This window comes from Baekduia soli (genome assembly GCF_007970665.1).
GTDB lineage: Bacteria > Actinomycetota > Thermoleophilia > Solirubrobacterales > Solirubrobacteraceae > Baekduia > Baekduia soli.
On sequence record NZ_CP042430.1, the window covers coordinates 3,068,064 to 3,087,288 of the forward strand.

Genomic DNA, 19,225 nt, shown 5'->3' on the forward strand with positions numbered 1-19,225 from the left:
ACATCGCCTGGGCGCCGGGCTGCTTGGGCCCCGTGTCCAGGCGCGCGATCCGGTAGCCCATCGTCCGCGCCCGGTCCTCCAGCGCCTCGAGCAGGACCCGTCCCAGACCGCGCCCGCGCGCGTCGGGGACCACGTACATGCGCTTGATCTCGCAGGCCTCGTCGTCCAGGCGCTTGAGCCCTCCGCCCGCGACGGGCACACCGTCGTCGAAGACCACCACGAACGCGCCGCCGGGCGGACCGAGGTCGGCCGGCGTGGCGGTCGGCGCGCCGGGGACGTCGATGCGGCCGTAGAGCTCGGACACGTCGACGACCATCGCCTCGACGAGGTCGGTCGCCGGCGGCCGGTCTGAGGGGACGGTTCGTACCTCGAGCACCCCGCTATCTTCGCGCGCCATGGCCCGCGACTGGAACGACCTCTTCATCACCGGCGACCCCGACGGGCGTCCGGCCGCCGCCGCCCGCGACGAGGAGGACGCCGAAGGCGGGTCCGGGCGCCGCGGGTTCTTCCGCCGGCTGCGCGAGAACCTGTCCAAGACCCGCGAGGCGCTGACCTCCGAGATCCAGGCGACGCTGTTCGACACGCTCGACGAGGAGACGTGGGAGCGCCTGGAGGAGGCACTGATCATGGCCGACGTGGGGGCGCGGACGACCGCGGGCGTCGTCGGCCAGCTCGAGCAGGAGGCCACGTCCGGACAGGTCGAGGGCGGCCCGGCGCTGCAGGAGCGCCTCATCGAGCTGCTGGCGGGCATCGCCAAGACCGGCACCGACACCATCGACCTGCGCCACGAGCCGACGGTGATCATGGCCGTCGGCGTCAACGGCACGGGCAAGACGACGACGATCGGCAAGCTCGCCTGGCACCTGCAGCGCGAGCTGGGCAAGACCGTGCTGCTCGGTGCGGCCGACACGTTCCGCGCGGCCGCCGTCGAGCAGCTCACCCGCTGGGCCGAGCGGGCGGGCTGCGACATCGTCACCGGCCCGGAGGGCTCGGACCCTGGCGCGGTCGCCTTCGACGCGGTCGCCCAGGGCCGCGAGCGCGGCGTCGACGTCGTCATCATCGACACCGCGGGGCGCCTGCACAACCAGGAGGACCTGATGAACGAGCTGGCCAAGGTCCGCCGCGTCATCGGCAAGCAGATGCCCGACGCGCCGCACGAGACGCTGCTGACGATCGACTCCACCACGGGCCAGAACGGCGTCCGCCAGGCCAAGCTGTTCTCCGAGGCCGTCCCCGTCGACGGCATCGTGCTCACCAAGCTCGACGGCACGGCCAAGGGCGGTATCGCGCTGGCCATCGCCGGCGAGCTGCAGATCCCGGTCAAGCTCATCGGCATCGGTGAGACGCTGGAGGACCTGCGCCCGTTCGACGCCGACGACTTCGCCCGCGCGCTCGTCGCCCCCTGAGCCCGGAGGCGAAGTCGTCCTGAGACTTCGCCCGCGCGCTCGTCGCCCCCTGAGCCCGGAGGCGAAGTCGTCCTGAGACTTCGCCCGCGCGCTGGTCGCCCCCTGAGCCCGGGCGCTCGTCGCTCCCCGGCCGGACCACGCGGCTCCGGGGTGCCCGGGCGGCGGTACAGTCGCCCAGCACATGGAGGCCTGGCTGCTATGGCTCATCGCGGGCGTCGGGGCGTCGGTCGGGGAGATCCTCACCGCAGGCTTCTTCCTGGCCCGTTCGCCGTCGGCGCCTTCGGCGCCATGGTGGTCGCGCTGGCCGGTGGCGGTGCGGCGGCGCAGGCCGCGGTCTTCGCGGCGCTGACCGTGGCGTCCTTCGCGCTCGTGCGGCCGATCGCCCGCCGGCACGTCTACCAGCCGCCCCAGCTGCGCACGGGCACCGCGGCGCTCATCGGGCGCTCGGCCATGGTGCTCGAGACCATCGACAACGACCGGGCGCTGGGGCAGGTCCGCATCGACGGCGAGGTCTGGACGGCCCGCGCCTACGACGAGGACCGCGTCATCGAGGCCGGCACGAAGGTGCAGGTCGTGAGCATCCAGGGCGCCACCGCCCTCGTCGAACCATGAACCCCGTCCCTGATCCCGGAGGTGCGACGTGGTCGCCCTGATCGCCGTCGTCGTCATCCTGCTGTTCGCGCTCTTCGTCGCGTCGCAGACCATCCGCATCATCCCGCAGGCCCGCGCCGGCGTGGTCGAGCGCCTCGGCCGCTACAGCCGCACGCTGCAGCCCGGCCTGACGATCGTGCTGCCGTTCATCGACCGGGTCAAGCCGCTCATCGACCTGCGCGAGCAGGTCATCAGCTTCCCGCCCAACGGCGTGATCACCGAGGACAACGTCACGGTGAACATCGACACCGTCCTGTACTTCACGATCACCGACCCCAAGAGCGCGTCCTACGAGGTCGCCAACCCGCTGCAGGCGATCGAGCAGCTCACGGTCACGACGCTGCGCAACGTCATCGGCGGCCTGACGCTGGAGCAGTCGCTGACCAGCCGCGACCAGATCAACTCGCAGCTGCGCATCGTCCTCGACGAGGCAACGGGCAAGTGGGGGATCCGCATCAACCGCGTCGAGCTCAAGGCCGTCGACCCGCCGGCGGGCATCCAGGAGGCGATGGAGAAGCAGATGCGCGCCGAGCGCGACCGCCGCGCGGCGATCCTGACCGCCGAGGGCTCCAAGCAGTCCCAGATCCTGGACGCCGAGGGCGAGAAGCAGTCGGCCGTGCTGCGCGCCGAGGGCGCCAAGACCGCGGCGATCCTGCGCGCCGAGGGCGAGGCCCAGGCGATCGGCACCGTCTTCGACGCCATCCACAAGGGCGACCCCGACCCCAAGCTGCTCAGCTACCAGTACCTGCAGATGCTGCCCCAGCTGGCACGGGGCGACGCGAACAAGATCTGGGTCATCCCGTCGGAGTTCACCAAGGCGCTGAGCCAGGTCTCGGAGGCCTTCGGGCCCAAGGACGACGACGCGCCGCCGAGCCATCCGGCTGGCCCGATCGGCCCCGCCGCGTGATGGAGGACCTCGTCCGGGCCGACGTCGACGCCTACGCCGCGGCGCACACGACCCCGTTCCCCGGGTGGATGACCGCGCTCTACGACGAGGCCGCGCGCGAGCTGCCGCTGCCGCAGATGCTCAGCGGGCCGGTCGTCGGGCGCCTGCTGCAGGTCCTGGTCGCCGCGCTCGCCCCGCGGCTGGTCGTGGAGGTCGGGACCTACGCCGGCTGGTCGGCGCTGGCGATGGCCGCGGCGCTGCCGCCCGGGGGGCGCCTCGTGACGCTCGAGCTCGACGACGCCTACGCCGACTTCGCCCAGCGCCACATCGAGGCCTCGCCCTACGCCGATCGGGTGGAGCTGCGCCGCGGCGACGCGCGCGAGAGCCTGGCCGCGCTGGACGGCCCGTTCGACCTGGTGTTCATCGACGCCGACAAGACCGGCTACCCGGCCTACTTCGAGGCGGCGCTGGCCAAGCTGGCGCCCCGCGGGATCATCGTGGCCGACAACACCCTGCACGACGGCGAGGTGCTCGCCCCCGAGACGGAGTCGGCCCGGGTGCTGGCCGAGCTCAACGATCGCTGGGCCGCCGACGAGCGGGTCGTGGTCACCCAGCTCACCGTCCGCGATGGGATCACGATCCTGCGCCGCGCCCCGTCCGCCGACTGACGCAGAACCGTCCCTTCCGCTCCTGTGGCTCGTCCCAGGCGCCCGACCTCGCTTCGCCGCCTCCTCCCGCTCGCCGCCGTGCTCGGCCCGGCCGCCGTCCCCGCGTCGGCGTGGGCCGACGCCCCGTGGACGGATCCCGCGTCCCCGCCGGGCGCGTCGCTGCGGATCCGGTCGCTGGTCATCACGGGGGCGAGCCACGGCGTGGCGCTCGCCGGCACCGACGGCTCGGCCGCCGCGCCCGACGGCGTGCTCGTCGCGCTGCCCGAGCTGTCGCCGGCGGGGCTGCGCGTCACGGCGCGGCCGTCCCTCGCCGGCGGAGCCCGCGCCCCTACACTCCTGGGCCACGTGTTCGACGCCCTCGCCGAGAAGCTCCAGGAGACCCTGTCCGACGTCCGCGGCCGCGGCACGCTGACCGAGGACGACGTCAACAAGGCCATGCGCGAGATCCGCCTCGCGCTGCTGGAGGCCGACGTCAACTTCAAGGTCGTCAAGCAGTTCACCCAGACGGTCAAGGAGCGCTGCCTGGGCGCCGGCGTCCTCGGCCAGCTCAACCCCGGCCAGCAGGTCGTCAAGATCGTCAACGAGGAGCTCACCGCCCTCATGGGCGGCTCCTCGGCGGGCATCACGTTCTCGCCGCGGCCCCCGACGGTCGTGCTCATGGCCGGCCTGCAGGGCTCGGGCAAGACGACCGCGACCGCCAAGCTGGCACGCCACCTCAAGGAGGCCCACGGGTCCTCCGTGGCCGTCGCGGCGTGCGACGTCTACCGGCCCGCGGCCGTCGAGCAGCTCGTCAAGGTCGGCACGCAGGCCGGCGCCGCGGTCTACGAGCAGGGCACCGACAAGGACCCCGTCGACATCGCCCGCTGGGCGCTGGACCGCGCCAAGACCGAGGGCAAGGACGTCCTCATCGTCGACACGTCCGGGCGCCTGCACATCGACGAGCGCCTCATGCAGGAGCTCAAGGACATCCGCAAGGCGGTCAAGCCGCACGCGATCCTGCTGGTCGTCGACGCGATGACCGGCCAGGACGCCGTCAACGTCTCCGAGCAGTTCGCCGAGGCCGTCGACTTCGACGGCGTCGTGATGTCCAAGCTCGACGGCGACGCCCGCGGCGGCGCCGCGCTGTCGGTCAAAGCCGTCACCGGCAAGCCGATCCTGTTCGCCTCGGTGGGGGAGAAGCTCGACCAGTTCGAGCCCTTCCACCCCGACCGCATGGCCCAGCGCATCCTGGGCATGGGCGACGTGCTGTCGCTCATCGAGAAGGCCGAGCAGCAGTTCGACGAGGACGAGGCCAAGGAGCTCGAGCGCAAGCTGCGCCGCGACGAGTTCACGCTCGAGGACTTCCTCAAGCAGCTGCGCCAGATCCGCAAGATGGGCCCGCTGGCCTCGATCCTGGGCATGATGCCCGGCTTCGCCGCCGCCCAGATGAAGGGCGTCAAGGTCGACGAGAAGGAGCTCGACCGCATCCAGGCGATCATCCTGGCGATGACCCCGGAGGAGCGCCGGCGGCCCGAGCTGATCAAGGGCTCGCGGCGCCTGCGGATCGCCAAGGGCTCGGGCACCAACGTCCAGGCCGTCAACCAGCTGGTCAAGCAGTTCGGGCAGATGCGCAAGCTCATGAAGCAGATCGGCCGGGGCAAGATGCCCGACCTCCAGGCCCTCATGCGCCAGGCCCGCTAACCTCCCCCGTCGCTTTCCGAACGACTCAAGGAACTCCGAGGAACCCAGTGGCAGTTCGACTTCGCCTCACGCGTGTGGGCGGCAAGAAGGATCCGGTCTGGCGCATCGTCGTCGCCGACCAGCGCTCCCCGCGTGACGGCCGCATCATCGAGATCGTGGGCCAGTACAACCCGCAGACCGATCCGTCGACGATCAACGTCGCCGAGGACCGTGTGCGCGAGTGGCTCGACAAGGGCGCCCAGCCCACCAGCCAGGTCCGCAAGCTCCTGCGCACGCAGGGCATCCACCTCACCGGCGCCTAGCCGCTCAGGGCCGGCGATGCGCGAGCTGCTCGAGTACCTGGCCCGCCAGCTCGTCGACCACCCCGACGAGGTCGCGGTGGAGCAGTTCGACGAGGAGGACGGCACCGTCATCCTCGAGCTGTCGGTCGGCGAGGACGACTACGGCCGCGTCATCGGCAAGGGCGGACGCACCGCCAACGCGCTGCGCACCGTGGTCAAGGCCGCGGCCGTCAAGGAGCAGCGCCGCGTCCTCGTCGACATCGTCGACTGACGTGGACGGGGCCGACCCCGCCACGACCGGCGAGGCCGACGCGCTCATCGGCGCGGGCCGCGTCGGGCGCCCGCACGGGCTCGACGGCTCCTTCCACCTGACCCAGCCGCGGACGCGGGTCATCGCGCTCGGGCTGACCGTCGAGGTCGGCGGCCGCGAGCTGGAGATCGTCCGGCGCTCGGGTACCGCGGCGCGGCCGATCCTGAGGCTGGCAGGCATCACGACACGCGAGGCCATCGAGGCGCTGCGCGGCACCGAGCTGCGGGTTCGCCGCGCCGACGCCCCGGCGTTGGAGGAGGACGAGTGGCTGGCCGAGGACCTCGCCGGCTGCCGCGTGGTCGACGGCGCGGTCGAGGTGGGCGTGGTCCGGCGGCTGCTGGCCTACCCGTCCTGCGAGGTCCTCGAGGTCGCCCGCGAGGGCGGGCAGGCCGGCGCCGACGTGCTCGTGCCGCTGATCTCCGACGCCGTGCGCTCCGTGGACATCGAGGGCCGGCGCATCGACGTCGACCTGGCGTTCCTGGGGGAGGGCGCCTAGCCCGTGCAGCTCGACGTCGTCTCGTTGTTCCCCGAGTGGTTCGACTGGTTCTCGACCCAGCGCCACGTGCGCAACGCGCTGGCCCGCGGCCACGAGGTGCGGACGTTCAACCCGCGCGACTGGACGCCGCTGAGCGGCGGCCAGGTCGACGACACGCCGTTCGGCGGGGGCGCCGGCATGGTGCTGCGCGTCGACGTGATGGACCAGGCGCTGCGCGGCATCTACGGCCAGGACCCGGTGGACCTGCGCACCCAGCGGCGGGTCATCGCGCTCACGCCCGGCGGGCGGATGCTCGACGACGCGTTCGTCGACGAGCTGGCCGCCGAGCCGGCGATCACGCTGCTGTGCGGCCGCTACGAGGGCTTCGACGAGCGCATCGTCCAGCATTTCGCCTCCGACGCGGTCTCCGTGGGGCGCTACGTGCTCTCCGGCGGCGAGCTGGCGGCGATGGTCGTCATGGACACCGTGCTGCGCAAGCAGCCCGGCGCGCTCGGCCACGCCGAGTCCTCGCTCGAGGAGTCCTTCAGCCGGGCGCTCGGCGGCGATCCCGAGTACCCGCACTACACCCGGCCGGCCGAGTACCGGGGCTGGAAGGTGCCGCCCGTCCTGCTCTCCGGCCACCACGAGGAGATCGCGGGCTGGCGCCGGATGCGCAGCCACGAGCGCGGCGTCGTGGGCCCGACGGCGCGCCCGCCCGATCCCGAGATCACCGAGCGCCGGCGCCCGGGCGGCCCGGACCCGTTCGGGCCGATGTCCGACGCCGCCCCACGCGGCGGCGGGCCCGATCCGTTCGGGCCGATGTCGAGCTGACGGACCCCGGCCCCGCACGCCTTCCGGGACGGGCGGACCCCGGCGACCGCCGCTTCGCTACCATCACCGAGCCGACGCGCGGAGCCGATCTCCGCGCCTTCTCTCTGCCATGAGCACTGTCATCGAATCCCTCGAGCGCGCCCAGCTGCGCCGCGTTCCCCGCTTCCAGGCGGGCGATCGCGTCCGTGTCCACTTCCAGGTCGTCGAGGGCACCCGCCGTCGTACGCAGGTCTTCGAGGGCGTGGTGATCAAGCGACAGGGCCACGGCGTCCGCGAGACCTTCACGGTCCGCAAGCAGTCGTTCGGCGTCGGCGTGGAGCGCACGTTCCCCGTCCACTCGCCGAAGATCGAGAAGATCGAGGTCGCCGCCCGCGGCGACGTCCGGCGCGCCAAGCTCTACTACCTCCGCGATCGCGTCGGCAAGTCCGCCCGCGTCCGAGAGCGCCGCTACATCGGCCCGGAGGAGATCGTCGAGCCCGGGCTGCTGCACGACCCCGTCGCCCAGCTCGAGGCCGAGGCGGCCGCCAGCGAGGGTGCGGTGGACGCCGAGGGCGAGACCGCCCAGGACGTCGTGGCCGTCGAGGCGCCCGAGACCGAGGCCGTCGAGCAGGAGCCGACCGCAGAGGAGACCCCGGCCGTCGAGGCCGAGGCCCCCGCGGAGCCGGCTCCCGGCGATCCCGACGCCGAGCAGGCCTGACCGTGAGCCCGTCCACGGGCGACGCCAAGCAGGGCAAGAAGTCCATGGGCAGCTCGTTCGTCGAGCTCATCGTGATCGTCGTGGTGGCGCTGGGCCTGGCCCTCGCCATCCAGGCGTTCCTCGTCAAGCCGTACCGGATCCCCAGCGAGTCGATGGTGCCGACGCTGACGGTCGGCCAGCGCGTGCTCGTCAACCGCCTCGGCAACCGCTTCAACGCACCGCACATCGGCGAGGTCGTGGTCTTCCACCCGCCGGCCGGCTCGGACAGCAACACCTGCGGCGACGAGAACAAGCGTCCCGACCAGGCGTGCGACCTGCCGACGCCCGAGAAGGCCAGCGTGAACTTCATCAAGCGCGTCGTGGCCGGGCCGGGGACACCCTGTACATCAAGGGCGGCCATGCCTACGTCAACGGGAAGCGCCAGAAGGACGACTTCACGCGACCGTGCCAGGGCGGGACGGGCTGCGACTTCCCGGACCCGATCAAGATTCCCGCCGGGCACTGGTTCATGATGGGCGACAACCGTGGCGAGTCCGACGACAGTCGTTTCTGGGGCCCCGTCCCGCGCAGCTGGATCATCGGTGGCGCCTTCGCCACCTACTGGCCCCCCAAGCGCATCGGCCTGCTCTAGCCCGCCGGGCCTCGAGCCCGCCGCCGCGACGTCCGTGCCGACCGTCAAGCCCAAGCCCGCCAAGCCCAAGGCCGCCAAGGCGAAGTCCCGACGGCGCACGGGCCGCAAGCTGTTCCAACACGACCGCGCGCTCGGCGTCCGCTTCGTCGCCGGCGCCGACGAGGCCGGCCGCGGCTGCCTCGCCGGCCCGCTCGTGGCCGCCGGCGTGCTCTTCGACCTCGAGCGCCTCGGCCCGCGCGAGGTCCGCGCGCTCTCGGTGCTCAACGACTCCAAGCAGCACACGCCCGAGGCCCGGGAGGCGCTGTACCCCGTCGTCCTGCGGATCGCCACGCGCGTCGCCGTGATCTCGCGCGGCCCGCGCGGCATCGACAGCCGTGGGCTGCACCGCACGAACATCGCCGCGCTGCGCGACGCCCTGGTCCGCGTCGCCGCCGGCCACGACGACGTGCTCTGCCTCTCCGACGGCTTCGCGGTCGGGGACCTCGGCGGTCTGGAGGGCCGCGCGATCGTCGACGGCGACGCGACCAGCGCCGCGATCGCGGCCGCCAGCATCATCGCCAAGGTCACCCGCGACCGGTTCATGCACCGCGCCGACGACCGCCATCCCGGGTGGGAGTTCGCCACCCACGTCGGCTACTCCACGCCCGAGCACCGCCTCGCGATCCAGCGCCAGGGCGTCTCGCCCCTGCACCGGCTGTCGTTCCAGTCGGCGGCCTACCAGCAGCTCGCGCTGTAGGGCCGCCCCGGGGCCGCCCCCTCGGAGTTCCGCCATCAGAACGCGTCCTCGAGGTGCTCGAGGCGCGTCAGCCGGCCGCAGGCGTCGAGGCCGACGCCGATGGCGTCGAAGCGCAGCAGGGCCACGCGCGGGCGGTCGGCCTCCTCGGACAGGTAGGCGCGCGCCATGCGCCGCACCTGGGCGCGCTTGGCCGGGTGCAGCGCGTCCCACGGATCGCCGCGCCCGCGGCGGGTCTTGACCTCGCAGAAGACGAGCACGCTGCCGTCGCAGGCGACGAGGTCGATCTCGCCGAAGCGCGTGCGGTGGTTGCGGGCCACGATGGCGTAGCCCAGGCGCTCGAGGTGCTCGGCCGCGAGGCGCTCGCCCAGGCGGCCGAGGTGGTGACGGGGATCGGTGGGCATGACGTGCGACGACGCTACGGCCGACCCCGTGACCGGACAGCACGCGTCCGTAACGATCCTGCGGCGGGATCGTCCCGGAGCGCTCACGCCGCGCGCCGGCGACTTGTCCCGCCGCCTCCGGAGAGCCATGATCCGCCGGTGCGGGTCGGCGACCGCGAGCGACGCAGGGCCCAGGACCGGCTGCGCCACGCCTACCTGCGCGGCGAGCTCGGCACGCAGACCTTCGAGACCCGGCTGGGCGCCGCCCTGGCTGCGCGCGTCGCCGACGACCTTCGCGAGCTGTCGGCCGACCTCCCGTGCCGGGCCGCGCACCTGCGCGTGGCGCTGCGTCGCCGGCGCCGCGACGGCCGGCCCGTGCTCGTGGCCCCGGCGGTGGTCCCGGGACGCGTGCTCGTGCTCGGCCGCTCGCGCACCTGCGACGTGCGCTTCGTGGAGGCGTCGGTGTCGCGCTGCCACGCCGAGCTGCGCCGCACGGCCGCCGGCTGGCTGCTTGTCGACCGGTCCTCGAGCAACGGCACGTTCGTCAACGGGGTGCGCGTCGCCCGCGCCCGCGTGCGCGACGGCGACGAGATCCGCCTCGGCGAGGCGGGGATCGTCCTGCGCACCTGAGACGGCGCGACGATCCCGGCACGCCGCCTGCGCAGATCCGGCACAGCCCGCATGTCCCGGGGCACGCGACCCGCCGTAGCGTCCCCGGCATGCTCGCCCACGTCACCACCTTCGCGCTGCACGGCGTCGAGAGCCGCCGCGTCACCGTCGAGGTCGACCTGCGACCCGGGCTGCCGTCCTTCACGATCGTCGGCCTCGGTGACCGGGCCGTGCGCGAGGCGCGTGAGCGCGTGCGCTCGGCGATCCTCAACTCCGGCTTCGAGTTCCCGTCGCGGCGCATCACGGTCAACCTCGCGCCTGCCCACCTGCGCAAGGAGGGCCGGGGTTCGACCTCGCCATCGCCTGCGGCGTGCTGGCGGCCGGCGGCCAGCTGCCCTCTGAGCGCCTGGGGGACCTCGCGGTGTTCGGCGAGCTGGCCCTCAGCGGGGCGCTGCGCCCGTGCCGCGGCGTCCTGGCGGTCGCCGAGGGCGCCCGCCGCGCCGGGTGCGGCGGCCTCGTCCTGGAGGCCGGGCACGCCCATGAGGCCGCGCTCGTCGACGGCCTGGGGGTCTTCGGCGCCCACCACCTGACCGAGGTCGGGGCGATCCTGCGCGCCGAGACCGACGGCAGCGTCGCCGGGCCGCGGCCCGCGGCCGCGAGCGCCGGCGCCGATGCGGCGCTCGACCTCGAGGACGTCCGCGGGCACCGCGCGCCGCTGCGGGCGCTGACCATCGCCGCGGCCGGGGGACACAACCTGCTGCTCGCCGGGCCGCCGGGCACGGGCAAGACGATGCTCGCCCAGCGCCTGCCGTCGATCCTGCCGGCGCTCACGCGCGACGAGGCGATCGAGGTCACGCGCATCCGCAGCGTCGCGGGGGGCGCCCCGAGCCACGAGCTCGTCACGACCCGGCCATTCCGCGCGCCCCATCACACGATCTCGGCGGCGGGCCTCGTCGGCGGCGGCTCGCTGCCGCTGCCCGGGGAGGCGACGCTCGCCCACCACGGCGTGCTGTTCCTCGACGAGCTGGCGGAGTTCTCCCGCGGGGCGCTGGAGGCGCTGCGCCAGCCCCTGGAGGACGGCCGCGTGGCGATCGTGCGCGGCCAGCGGCTCGCGGTCTACCCGGCGCGCTTCCAGCTCGTGGCCTCCACGAACCCCTGCCCCTGCGGGTTTGCGGGCTCGGCGCGCTGCCGGTGCACGGAGGCCGACCTCGGCCGCTACCGGCGCCGGCTCAGCGGGCCGCTGCTGGATCGCATGGACCTCACCGTCGACGTCCAGCGGCCCGGGCCCGAGGACTTCGCCGCCGGGCCGGTCTGCCGCTCCGAGCAGGAGCGCGACCGGGTCGTGGCCGCCCGGGAGCGTCAGGCCGCGCGCTCGGCGGCCACCGGGGTGCTCGCCAACGCCCACCTCGGCACCCGGCAGCTGCGCCGCCAGGTGCGCCTGGACGCCCGCGGCGACGCGGTCCTGCGTCGTGCCTACGAGCGCGGCGTGCTCAGCCCGCGCGGCCATGACCGCGTGCTGCGCGTCGCGCGCACGATCGCCGACCTCGACGGCAGCGACGCCGTCGCCGCCGTGCACCTGCTCGAGGCGCTGGGCCTGCGCCAGGACCTGTTCGCCGACGCCGCCGAGGAGACGGCGTGACCGCCGTGGTCCCCGAGTCGGCGGCAGGCGCCCCTGCGGCGGCGTGCGACGCGTGCCTGCGCCGGACCATGTTGGTGGCCTCGCTGGCCGGCGGCATCGAGATCGCCCGCCACCGGCGCCGGCCGCTGCGCGAGGTGCTCGCCCTCGGCGACGCCGAGCTCGCCGCGGCCGTCGCGGGTGACCGCGTGCCGGAGGTCCTCGAGGAGGTCGCGGCGCGCTCCGTCACGGCGCTGCGCGACGCCGCGGGAAAAGCGGGCCTGCTGGCGATCTGTCGCCACGATCCGGCCTACCCCGCGATGCTGCGCGACGACCGCTCCGCCGCGGCCGTGCTGTTCGCGCGGGCCGGCGGCGCGGGCGCCGCCGCCCGCCTGGGCGCGCTGCTCGGGCGGCCGGGCGAGGCGCCGCCGCCGGCCGTCGCGATCGTCGGGACGCGCAAGGCCTCGCCGGAGGGCCTGGAGGTCGCGCGCACCCTCGGCCGCGGGCTGGCCGCGGCGGGCGTCACCGTCGTCTCGGGCATGGCCCTGGGCATCGACGGGGCCGCCCACGCCGGGGCGCTGGAGGGCGGCGGGACCACGGTCGCGGTGCTCGCCGGCGGCGCGGACATCGCCTACCCGGCCACGAAGCGGCGGCTGTACGGCGCCATCGTCGGCGCCGGACTCGTGATCTCCGAGATGCCGCCCGGGTTCCGCGCGCACCGCTGGTGCTTCCCGGCGCGCAACCGCACGATCGCCGCCCTCGCTCCGGCGACTCTCGTCGTCGAGGCCGCCGAGCGCTCGGGCTCGCTGATCACCGCCGAGCTGGCGCTGGACCTCGGTCGCGACGTCGGCGCGGTCCCTGGACCGGTGATGGTGTGGCGCTCGCGCGGAACGAACGCGCTGCTGCGCGACGGCGCCACGCTCATCCGCGACGCCGCCGACGCCCTGGACCTCGTGCTCGGCGTGGGGGAGGCCGAGGCCGCGACGGCCCGTGCGGCGCTCGCCGTCGTCGCCCCGCCGGCCGACCTGGAGCCGTCGCTGCGGGCGCTGCTGCGCGCGATCGAGGACGGCCGCGACACCGTCGGCGCACTGGCCGCCGATCCCGGCGCCGCGGCCGCGGTCCGCGCCGGCCTGATGGAGCTCGAGCTGCTCGGCCTCGTGCGCCGCGGTCCGGGCGGGCGCGTCGTCCGCGTGCCGGCCGCCGGAGGGTGGCGGTGAGCTACCCGTCCAACCGCGAGATGTGCAGCATCACCGAGGCGTCGGCGAATCCCGCACGGGCGTACACGCGCTGCGCGCCGTCCCCGCCGGGGGTCAGGAACGCCGTGCCGGCGCCCGCCGCGAACGCCTCGCGAGCCAGCCGCGCCGTGACCGCGCCCGCCACGCCGCGGCGGCGGAACGACTCGCGGACCGCGATGCCGGTCAGCTCGGAGGCGTCCTCGCACGGGGGCGTGGCCACGCCCCCGCCGATCACCGCCCTGGTCGCGCGGTCGCGGGCGACCACGGCGATGGCGCCCGCCTCCACCCACGCCCGGGCGCGGGCGAGCGTCGAGGCGTCGGGAGGCACGTCGCCGAACGCCGTGTGCTGGACGGCGACCATCTCCTCCAGCTCGGCGTCGTCCTCGGCACGGGAGACCCGTGCCCAGGGCAGGCGGCGCTCCGCGGCCCGGCCCGGCGTGCAGGTCATGAGCGAGAGGTGGGCCTCGGCCACGAAGCCGCCGTCGGCGAGCGCCGCCTCCACGAGCGGGGCCGCGGTCGTCAGGTACTCCAGGCGCGGGATCCGGCCGCGTTCCTCGTACGCCGCCGCGAGATCGGCCACGTCGCCCGCGGTCGGGCGCGCGTCGTCGTCCGGGATGGCGTAGTTCAGGTACCGGCCGTCGTCGTGGGGATCGAACGTCGCCAGGAACGGGCCCACCCGCAGCATGTCGCGGCCGCGCCGCGCCGCGCTGCGCAGGTGGCGCTGGAGCCGGTGGTCCGCGGACGGGCCTGCGGCGCTGGTGCGGGGATCCGTCGTCGGCAGGGCGCTCGCGGCAAGGCTACCAGCGTCCCGGCCAGGCGCCGGCGGGCTCTACGATCGGGGCCGATGAGCACGCCCGCATCCCGTTCCCCGCACCCCGAGCCCGCGCCGCGGTCGCCGCGCGTGCCCGTGTGCCTGTCGGTCGCCGGGTCGGACTCCGGGGGCGGCGCGGGCATCCAGGCCGACCTGAAGGCCTTCGCGCGCTGCGGCGTGCACGGCACCACGGCGATCACGGCGTTGACGGCGCAGAACACGGTCGCCGTGTCGCGGGTGCTGCCCGTCGACCCGGACATGGTGGTCGCCCAGATCGAGGCCGTCGCGTCCGACCTCGGGGTCGACGCGGTGAAGATCGGCATGGTCGGCAGCGCCCGCGTCATCGCGGCGGTCGCCGGGGCGCTCGACGCGCTTCCGGCGGGCACGCCCGTCGTGCTCGACCCGGTGATGATCGCCGAGTCCGGCGGCCGCCTGCTCGACGCCGACGCCGAGCAGGCGCTCGTCGAGCTCCTGCTGCCGCGCGCCACCGTCGTGACGCCCAACGTGCCCGAGGCCCACGTCCTGGCGGGCCACGCCGGCGACGGCCTCGACGGGGAGCGGCTGGCCCGCGCCGTGCGCGCCGCCGGCGCCCGCGCGGTCGTCCTCACCGGCGGCCACCGCACGGAGGCCACCGACGTCCTGCTCGACGGCGACGACGTGCTGGAGATTCCCGGCGTCCGCCATCCTGACGGCGCGGCGCACGGCTCGGGCTGCACGCACTCCTCCGCGCTGGCGGCGCACCTCGCGCTGGGCTTCGACCTCCGCGAGGCCGCGCGGGCGGCCCGCGCCATCGCCGCCGACGCCGTCGGCCACGGCCTGCGCGGCCTCGGGCACGGAGCGGGCCCCGTCAATGTCCTCGGGTCGGCTACGGCGACGTGCACGCCGTGGCGGGCTCCGGGCGGCTCGGCCGCCCTGCAGCCCCGGCCTGAGCGCGGGGCGCCCGCGCGCGGGTCTCCGGCCCGGGCCGCCGCGCCGGATCGGGCGCGCGGGGCGCCCTCCCGGGGGTTGCGCTTTGCCATAATCACCGCGGTGAGGTTCCTGCGCATGAAGCCCGGGCACGGAGAGGTCCTGTTGGCCGAGGGCGACGTGTCCGTGCTCGACGACGAGCAGCGCCTCGTGCAGGAGTTCCGCCGTCAGCTCGACGAGGGCATGTGGGCCGCCGTCCCGACGACGGCCCAGGGCGGCCGCCGCGAGGCCCGGATGGTCCGGGCCTTCGAGGAGATCCCGCGCGACGCCGAGCGCGTCATCTTCTTCCCCCGGGCCGCCGGCGGCCGGTAGCACCCGCGTCATGATCCTCGCCCTCAGCGCCACCCTGATCGTGATCGTGGCGCTGCTGTGGGAGGTGTGCGCACCGCGCCTCGAGGAGCACGTCGACCGCTGGCGCGCCCGCCGCGCCCGCGTGCCCACCGACCTCTACGACCCCGGCCGCGAGCGCCGCGCCGAGCAGCGCGCCCGCCAGCTCCTGCGCTCCTGCGTCAACGACGAGGAGTGGGAGATGTACCGCGACCTGGGCTTCATCCGGGTCTGGGGTGCGCTGGCCTCCGCGCCCGAGCGCGGCCTGATGCCCTCCTCCCGGGCGGGCGCGCCCTACGCCTACCTCATCTACCCGCACAAGCCGATCGTCGCCTACCTGCCCCAGACGCGCGAGCTGCTGGCCGAGTACTGCGTGACGTTCCGGACATCTCACGGCCCTACGGCAGCGCCCGGCTCCCGGACTCCGACGACGCGCTGGCCAAATGGATGGCGCTCACCGGCGACGAGCACCACCTCGTGGGCGAGGCCAACATGCACCTCCCCGGCCGCCAGGTCGACCCCAAGCAGGTCCGTCGCGACCTGTGGCGCCTGACGCAGTGGGAGCAGGCGCGCCTGCGCCGCCTGGCCCGCGAGCAGCGCACGACCACGAGCTGACGCCCGGCCGCGGAGGCCGACCGCGCCGCCCGGCGCCCCCGCGCCGCAGCCGCCGCACAGGGCCGAGCGCCCCCGCGCCGATATCGTGCGCACCCCATGAGCGCCACGACCGAGTTCGACGTCAAGCACAAGAGCCGCGCCCTCACCGAGGGACCGCAGCGCGCCGCGGCGCGCGCGTACCTGAAGGGCATCGGCTACGGCGACGACGACCTGGCCAAGCCGATCATCGGCGTGGCCAACACGTGGATCGAGACCATGCCGTGCAACTTCCACCTGCGCGTGCTCGCCAAGCACGTCAAGGACGGCATCCGCGCCGCCGGCGGCACCCCGATGGAGCTCAACACCGTCGCGATCTCCGACGGCATCACGATGGGCACCAGCGGCATGAAGACCTCGCTGGTCTCGCGCGAGGTCATCGCCGACTCCATCGAGCTCGTCGCGCGCGGCCACCTCTTCGACGGCGTCATCGCGCTCAGCGGCTGCGACAAGACGCTGCCCGGGACCGTCATGGCCCTGGCCCGGCTCGACCTGCCGAGCCTCATGCTCTACGGCGGCTCGATCCGCCCCGGCCACTTCGAGGGCCACGACGTCACGATCATGGACATCTTCGAGGCCATCGGCGCGCACGCCGCGGGCAAGATCACCGACGAGCAGCTCGTCGCGCTGGAGAACGAGGCCAGCCCGGGCGCCGGCGCCTGCGGCGGGCAGTTCACGGCCAACACGATGGCCATGGCCTTCGAGGTCCTGGGCATCAGCCCCGCCGGCGCGGCGATGGTCCCCGCCGAGGCCGAGGCCAAGCACGCCGTCGCCTACGAGGCCGGCAAGCTCATGGTCGACCTGCTGCGCCGCGGCGTCAGCGCGCGCCAGATCATCACGAAGGAGTCGCTCGAGAACGCGATCGCCGCCGTGGCTACCAGCGGCGGATCGACCAACGGCGTGCTGCACCTGCTGGCCGTCGCCCGCGAGGCCGGCATCGAGCTGTCCATCGACGACTTCGACCGCATCAGCGATGCGACGCCGCTGCTGTGTGACCTCAAGCCCGGCGGCCGCTACAACGCCGTCGACCTCTACGCCGCCGGCGGGGTGCCGGTCGTCATCCAGCGCCTGCGCGAGCTCGGCCGCCTGCACGAGTCCGCGATCACCGTGACCGGGCAGACGATCGGCGAGGTCGCCGACGGCGCCAAGGAGACCCCGGCCAGGACGTCGTGCGCCCGGTCTCGGACCCCATCAAGCCCAACGGCGGCATCGCGATCCTGCGCGGCAACCTCGCCCCGAGGGCTGCGTCGTCAAGCTCGCCGGCCACGAGCGCCGTTACCACCAGGGCCCCGCGCGCGTCTTCGACGGCGAGGAGGCCGCCATGGCCGTCGTGCTGGCCGGCGGCATCGCACAGGGCGACGTGATCATCATCCGCAACGAGGGCCCCGTCGGCGGCCCGGGCATGCGCGAGATGCTCGGCGTCACCGCCGCGCTCAACGGCGCCGGGATGGGCGAGCACGTCGCGCTGCTCACCGACGGGCGCTTCTCCGGCGCCACCCACGGCTTCATGGGCGGCCACGTCGCCCCCGAGGCCGCGCGCGGCGGCCCGATCGCCGCGGTGGCCGACGGCGACCGCGTCACCATCGACGTCGACAACCGCCGCATCGACGTCGACCTCTCCGACGAGGAGATCGCCCGCCGCGTCGAGGCCTACGACGTGCCGGTCAGCCCCGACGCCACCGGCGTGCTGCGCAAGTACGCGCTGCTGGTCTCCAGCGCCTCGGAGGGCGCCGTCACCATCGGCTGAGCCGGGGCCGCGGTGCCCGCGCGCGAGCCCGGGCCCGCGTGCGAGCCCGGGCCCGCGTGCGGGTCAGCCCTCGGCCAGGAACCCGGCGACCAGCGCGTTGAACGCGTCGGGGCGCTCGAGCATCGACAGGTGGCCCGTGTCCTCGTAGACGACGACCCGCGCGTCGGGGATGAGCTCGCCGAACAGCCACGCATCGCTGACCGGGACCAGCGCGTCCAGCTCGCCCCAGACGATGAGCGTCGGCGCGGTGATCGCCGTGAGGCGGTCGCGGATCGGGTGGCCGGTGATCGCGTCGAGCGCGTCGATGAACCCGGGCGGGGACCCGACCCGCGCAGCTGCTCGGCCAGCAGCGGGGCGGGCAGGCGCTCGGGGTGGGCGGCCACGAGGTGGAACATCGCCCGGCGCGAGCGCGGCCGGCGCGCGAGCGCCTCCGACCGTGACGCCAGCCAGCTCGCGCCCAGCGCCAGCATGCTGCCCGCGGCCCGCAGCGCTCGCAGGGCGTGCTCGTTGCGCTGGTGCTCGACGGAGAGGCCGGCGGCCGAGACGAGGACCAGGCGCTGGACCCACGTCCCGAAGCGGATGGCGACCTCGGCGCCGATGAAGCCGCCCATCGAGTTGCCCACGACGACCGCGCGCGTGACGCCCAGGCCGCGCAGGAGCTCGTCGACGGCCTCGGCGTAGCCCGCGATGCTGATCGGCCGCGCGGGCAGCTGCGAGGCGCCGAAGCCCGGCAGGTCCATGGCGATGCAGCGGTGCGTCGCCGCGAAGTACGGCAGGTTCTCCAGCCAGTTCTGCCAGCAGCCCGAGAGGCCGTGGATGAACACCATCACGCCTTCGGGCTCGGCCGGCCCCAGGTCGATGACGTTCATCCACCGGCCGCCCACCTCGTGCCAGCGCTGGTGCTCGCGCCAGTCGACCGACCGCCAGGCGCTCGTGCCCGAGGGCCCGTACTGCCGCACGGCGACCGTCGTGCGTCCGGCCCTCGCGGTCGGCGTCATGGCCCTACGATAGGTGGAGACAGGTCGTCCTCCCCCGACGCCCGCGGGCACGCCATGCGCATCGCCATCGACATCGACTCCACGCTGCACCACTACTGGGACCGGCTCTCCGCCGCCGCCCTGCGCCGCTTCGGCATCGAGCTGCCCTACGAGGAGCAGTTCGACTGGGGCATCACGCGCCTGCGCCCCGAGCAGCTCACCTGCTGCATCGACGAGACGCACTGCAACGAGGCCATCCTCGCCGGCCGCCCGTACCCCGGCGCGGTCGAGGCCGTCAACCGCTGGGCGGCCGACGGCCACTTCATCCACATCACCAGCCATCGCCACGAGCGCGCCCACCCGGCGACGGAGCAGTGGCTGCAGCAGATCGGCCTGCGGTTCGACGAGCTGTACTGCTCGTTCGACAAGGTCGCGCGCTGCCGCGAGATCGGCATCGAGCTGCTCATCGACGACAGCCCGTACAACCTGCAGGCCGCCCTGGACCACGGCATCCGGGTCGCGACGATCGCCCACCCGTGGAACCAGGACGTCTGCGACACCGAGGACGTCGTCAGCGCGGCCGACTGGGCCGAGCTCGAGCGCCTCCTGCAGCCGCTGTTGTCCGGGAGCGACCGGCGCGTCGCATGAGCCGCGA

At 74.5% G+C, this 19,225-nt stretch carries 19 protein-coding genes and 5 pseudogenes; 19 read left to right on the forward strand and 5 right to left on the reverse strand.

Features of this window, described 5'->3' with window-relative positions:
• Positions 1-31: 31 nt before the first annotated feature.
• A pseudogene (locus tag FSW04_RS28530) lies at positions 32-424 on the reverse strand (GNAT family N-acetyltransferase); the annotation flags it as partial.
• On the opposite strand from FSW04_RS28530, the gene ftsY reads away from it, so the two are divergent.
• The 12 genes and pseudogenes from ftsY to FSW04_RS14610 all read left to right on the forward strand — a co-directional run bounded on the left by ftsY (position 396) and on the right by FSW04_RS14610 (position 9,252).
• The gene (ftsY, locus tag FSW04_RS14555; protein ID WP_146920475.1) at positions 396-1,406 is read left to right on the forward strand and encodes a signal recognition particle-docking protein FtsY; all 1,011 of its coding nucleotides are present in this window, start codon (positions 396-398) and stop codon (positions 1,404-1,406) included. The pseudogene FSW04_RS28530 and the gene ftsY overlap by 29 nt on opposite strands.
• 288 nt (positions 1,407-1,694) lie before the next feature.
• Complete coding sequence (locus FSW04_RS14560) at positions 1,695-2,018, forward strand: NfeD family protein (protein WP_228430480.1); 324 nt, start codon at positions 1,695-1,697, stop codon at positions 2,016-2,018.
• Between the two features lie 37 nt (positions 2,019-2,055).
• The gene (locus tag FSW04_RS14565) at positions 2,056-2,964 is read left to right on the forward strand and encodes an SPFH domain-containing protein (RefSeq protein WP_407652988.1); all 909 of its coding nucleotides are present in this window, start codon (positions 2,056-2,058) and stop codon (positions 2,962-2,964) included.
• On the forward strand, positions 2,964-3,611 hold the full coding sequence (locus tag FSW04_RS14570) for an O-methyltransferase (protein WP_146920479.1): 648 nt from the start codon (positions 2,964-2,966) through the stop codon (positions 3,609-3,611). The genes FSW04_RS14565 and FSW04_RS14570 overlap by 1 nt, the downstream gene beginning before the upstream one ends.
• Positions 3,612-3,956: 345 nt before the next feature.
• On the forward strand, positions 3,957-5,291 hold the full coding sequence (gene ffh / locus FSW04_RS14575; RefSeq protein ID WP_146923754.1) for a signal recognition particle protein: 1,335 nt from the start codon (positions 3,957-3,959) through the stop codon (positions 5,289-5,291).
• 47 nt (positions 5,292-5,338) lie between these two features.
• Complete coding sequence (gene rpsP, locus FSW04_RS14580) at positions 5,339-5,593, forward strand: 30S ribosomal protein S16 (RefSeq protein WP_146920481.1); 255 nt, start codon at positions 5,339-5,341, stop codon at positions 5,591-5,593.
• Positions 5,594-5,609: 16 nt separating this feature from the next.
• Positions 5,610-5,843, forward strand: coding sequence for a KH domain-containing protein (locus FSW04_RS14585; RefSeq protein WP_146920483.1), 234 nt, complete (start codon positions 5,610-5,612; stop codon positions 5,841-5,843).
• Position 5,844: 1 nt separating this feature from the next.
• Complete coding sequence (gene rimM / locus FSW04_RS14590; protein ID WP_146920486.1) at positions 5,845-6,378, forward strand: ribosome maturation factor RimM; 534 nt, start codon at positions 5,845-5,847, stop codon at positions 6,376-6,378.
• 3 nt (positions 6,379-6,381) lie between these two features.
• A complete protein-coding gene (gene trmD / locus FSW04_RS14595; protein ID WP_146920488.1) occupies positions 6,382-7,188 on the forward strand; it encodes a tRNA (guanosine(37)-N1)-methyltransferase TrmD in 807 nt (268 codons plus the stop codon).
• A gap of 109 nt (positions 7,189-7,297) precedes the next feature.
• A complete protein-coding gene (gene rplS, locus FSW04_RS28535; RefSeq protein WP_146920490.1) occupies positions 7,298-7,885 on the forward strand; it encodes a 50S ribosomal protein L19 in 588 nt (195 codons plus the stop codon).
• Positions 7,886-7,929: 44 nt separating this feature from the next.
• A pseudogene (gene lepB, locus FSW04_RS14605) lies at positions 7,930-8,516 on the forward strand (signal peptidase I).
• A 34-nt stretch (positions 8,517-8,550) separates the two neighbouring features.
• The gene (locus tag FSW04_RS14610) at positions 8,551-9,252 is read left to right on the forward strand and encodes a ribonuclease HII (RefSeq protein WP_146920492.1); all 702 of its coding nucleotides are present in this window, start codon (positions 8,551-8,553) and stop codon (positions 9,250-9,252) included.
• Positions 9,253-9,287: 35 nt separating this feature from the next.
• Here the strand turns inward: FSW04_RS14610 and FSW04_RS14615 are convergent, their stop codons facing one another.
• Positions 9,288-9,653, reverse strand: coding sequence for a YraN family protein (locus FSW04_RS14615; RefSeq protein ID WP_146920494.1), 366 nt, complete (start codon positions 9,651-9,653; stop codon positions 9,288-9,290).
• 138 nt (positions 9,654-9,791) lie between these two features.
• On the opposite strand from FSW04_RS14615, the gene FSW04_RS14620 reads away from it, so the two are divergent.
• From FSW04_RS14620 to dprA, 3 genes and pseudogenes are all read left to right on the forward strand, one after another.
• Positions 9,792-10,262, forward strand: a complete 471-nt coding sequence (locus FSW04_RS14620; RefSeq protein WP_187368787.1) for a DUF1707 and FHA domain-containing protein — start codon at positions 9,792-9,794, stop codon at positions 10,260-10,262.
• 89 nt (positions 10,263-10,351) lie between these two features.
• Positions 10,352-11,880, forward strand: a pseudogene (locus FSW04_RS14625) (YifB family Mg chelatase-like AAA ATPase).
• Positions 11,877-13,073, forward strand: coding sequence for a DNA-processing protein DprA (gene dprA, locus FSW04_RS14630; RefSeq protein ID WP_146920499.1), 1,197 nt, complete (start codon positions 11,877-11,879; stop codon positions 13,071-13,073). The pseudogene FSW04_RS14625 and the gene dprA overlap by 4 nt, the downstream one beginning before the upstream one ends.
• Position 13,074: 1 nt before the next feature.
• Here the strand turns inward: dprA and FSW04_RS14635 are convergent, their stop codons facing one another.
• The gene (locus FSW04_RS14635; RefSeq protein WP_146920501.1) at positions 13,075-13,776 is read right to left on the reverse strand and encodes a GNAT family N-acetyltransferase; all 702 of its coding nucleotides are present in this window, start codon (positions 13,774-13,776) and stop codon (positions 13,075-13,077) included.
• Between the two features lie 159 nt (positions 13,777-13,935).
• Between FSW04_RS14635 and thiD the strand changes: the two genes are divergently transcribed.
• The 3 genes and pseudogenes from thiD to ilvD all read left to right on the forward strand — a co-directional run bounded on the left by thiD (position 13,936) and on the right by ilvD (position 17,593).
• Positions 13,936-15,180: a bifunctional hydroxymethylpyrimidine kinase/phosphomethylpyrimidine kinase gene (gene thiD, locus FSW04_RS14640; RefSeq protein ID WP_228430483.1), complete on the forward strand. Its 1,245-nt coding sequence runs from the start codon at positions 13,936-13,938 to the stop codon at positions 15,178-15,180.
• A gap of 10 nt (positions 15,181-15,190) precedes the next feature.
• The gene (locus FSW04_RS14645) at positions 15,191-15,748 is read left to right on the forward strand and encodes a hypothetical protein (protein WP_146920503.1); all 558 of its coding nucleotides are present in this window, start codon (positions 15,191-15,193) and stop codon (positions 15,746-15,748) included.
• 158 nt (positions 15,749-15,906) lie between these two features.
• Positions 15,907-17,593 (forward strand): annotated as a pseudogene (gene ilvD / locus FSW04_RS14650) (dihydroxy-acid dehydratase).
• Between the two features lie 63 nt (positions 17,594-17,656).
• Here ilvD and FSW04_RS28540 read toward each other — a convergent pair.
• Both FSW04_RS28540 and FSW04_RS28545 read right to left on the reverse strand, forming a co-directional pair.
• On the reverse strand, positions 17,657-18,043 hold the full coding sequence (locus tag FSW04_RS28540; protein ID WP_407652989.1) for an alpha/beta fold hydrolase: 387 nt from the start codon (positions 18,041-18,043) through the stop codon (positions 17,657-17,659).
• A pseudogene (locus FSW04_RS28545) lies at positions 18,007-18,591 on the reverse strand (alpha/beta fold hydrolase); the annotation flags it as partial. The gene FSW04_RS28540 and the pseudogene FSW04_RS28545, both read right to left, overlap by 37 nt.
• Positions 18,592-18,645: 54 nt before the next feature.
• Between FSW04_RS28545 and FSW04_RS14660 the strand changes: the two are divergent.
• Positions 18,646-19,218 carry a 5' nucleotidase, NT5C type gene (locus FSW04_RS14660; protein ID WP_146920506.1) on the forward strand — a complete coding sequence of 191 codons (573 nt, stop codon included), beginning with the start codon at positions 18,646-18,648 and terminating at the stop codon, positions 19,216-19,218.
• The last annotated feature ends 7 nt before the right edge of the window (positions 19,219-19,225 follow it).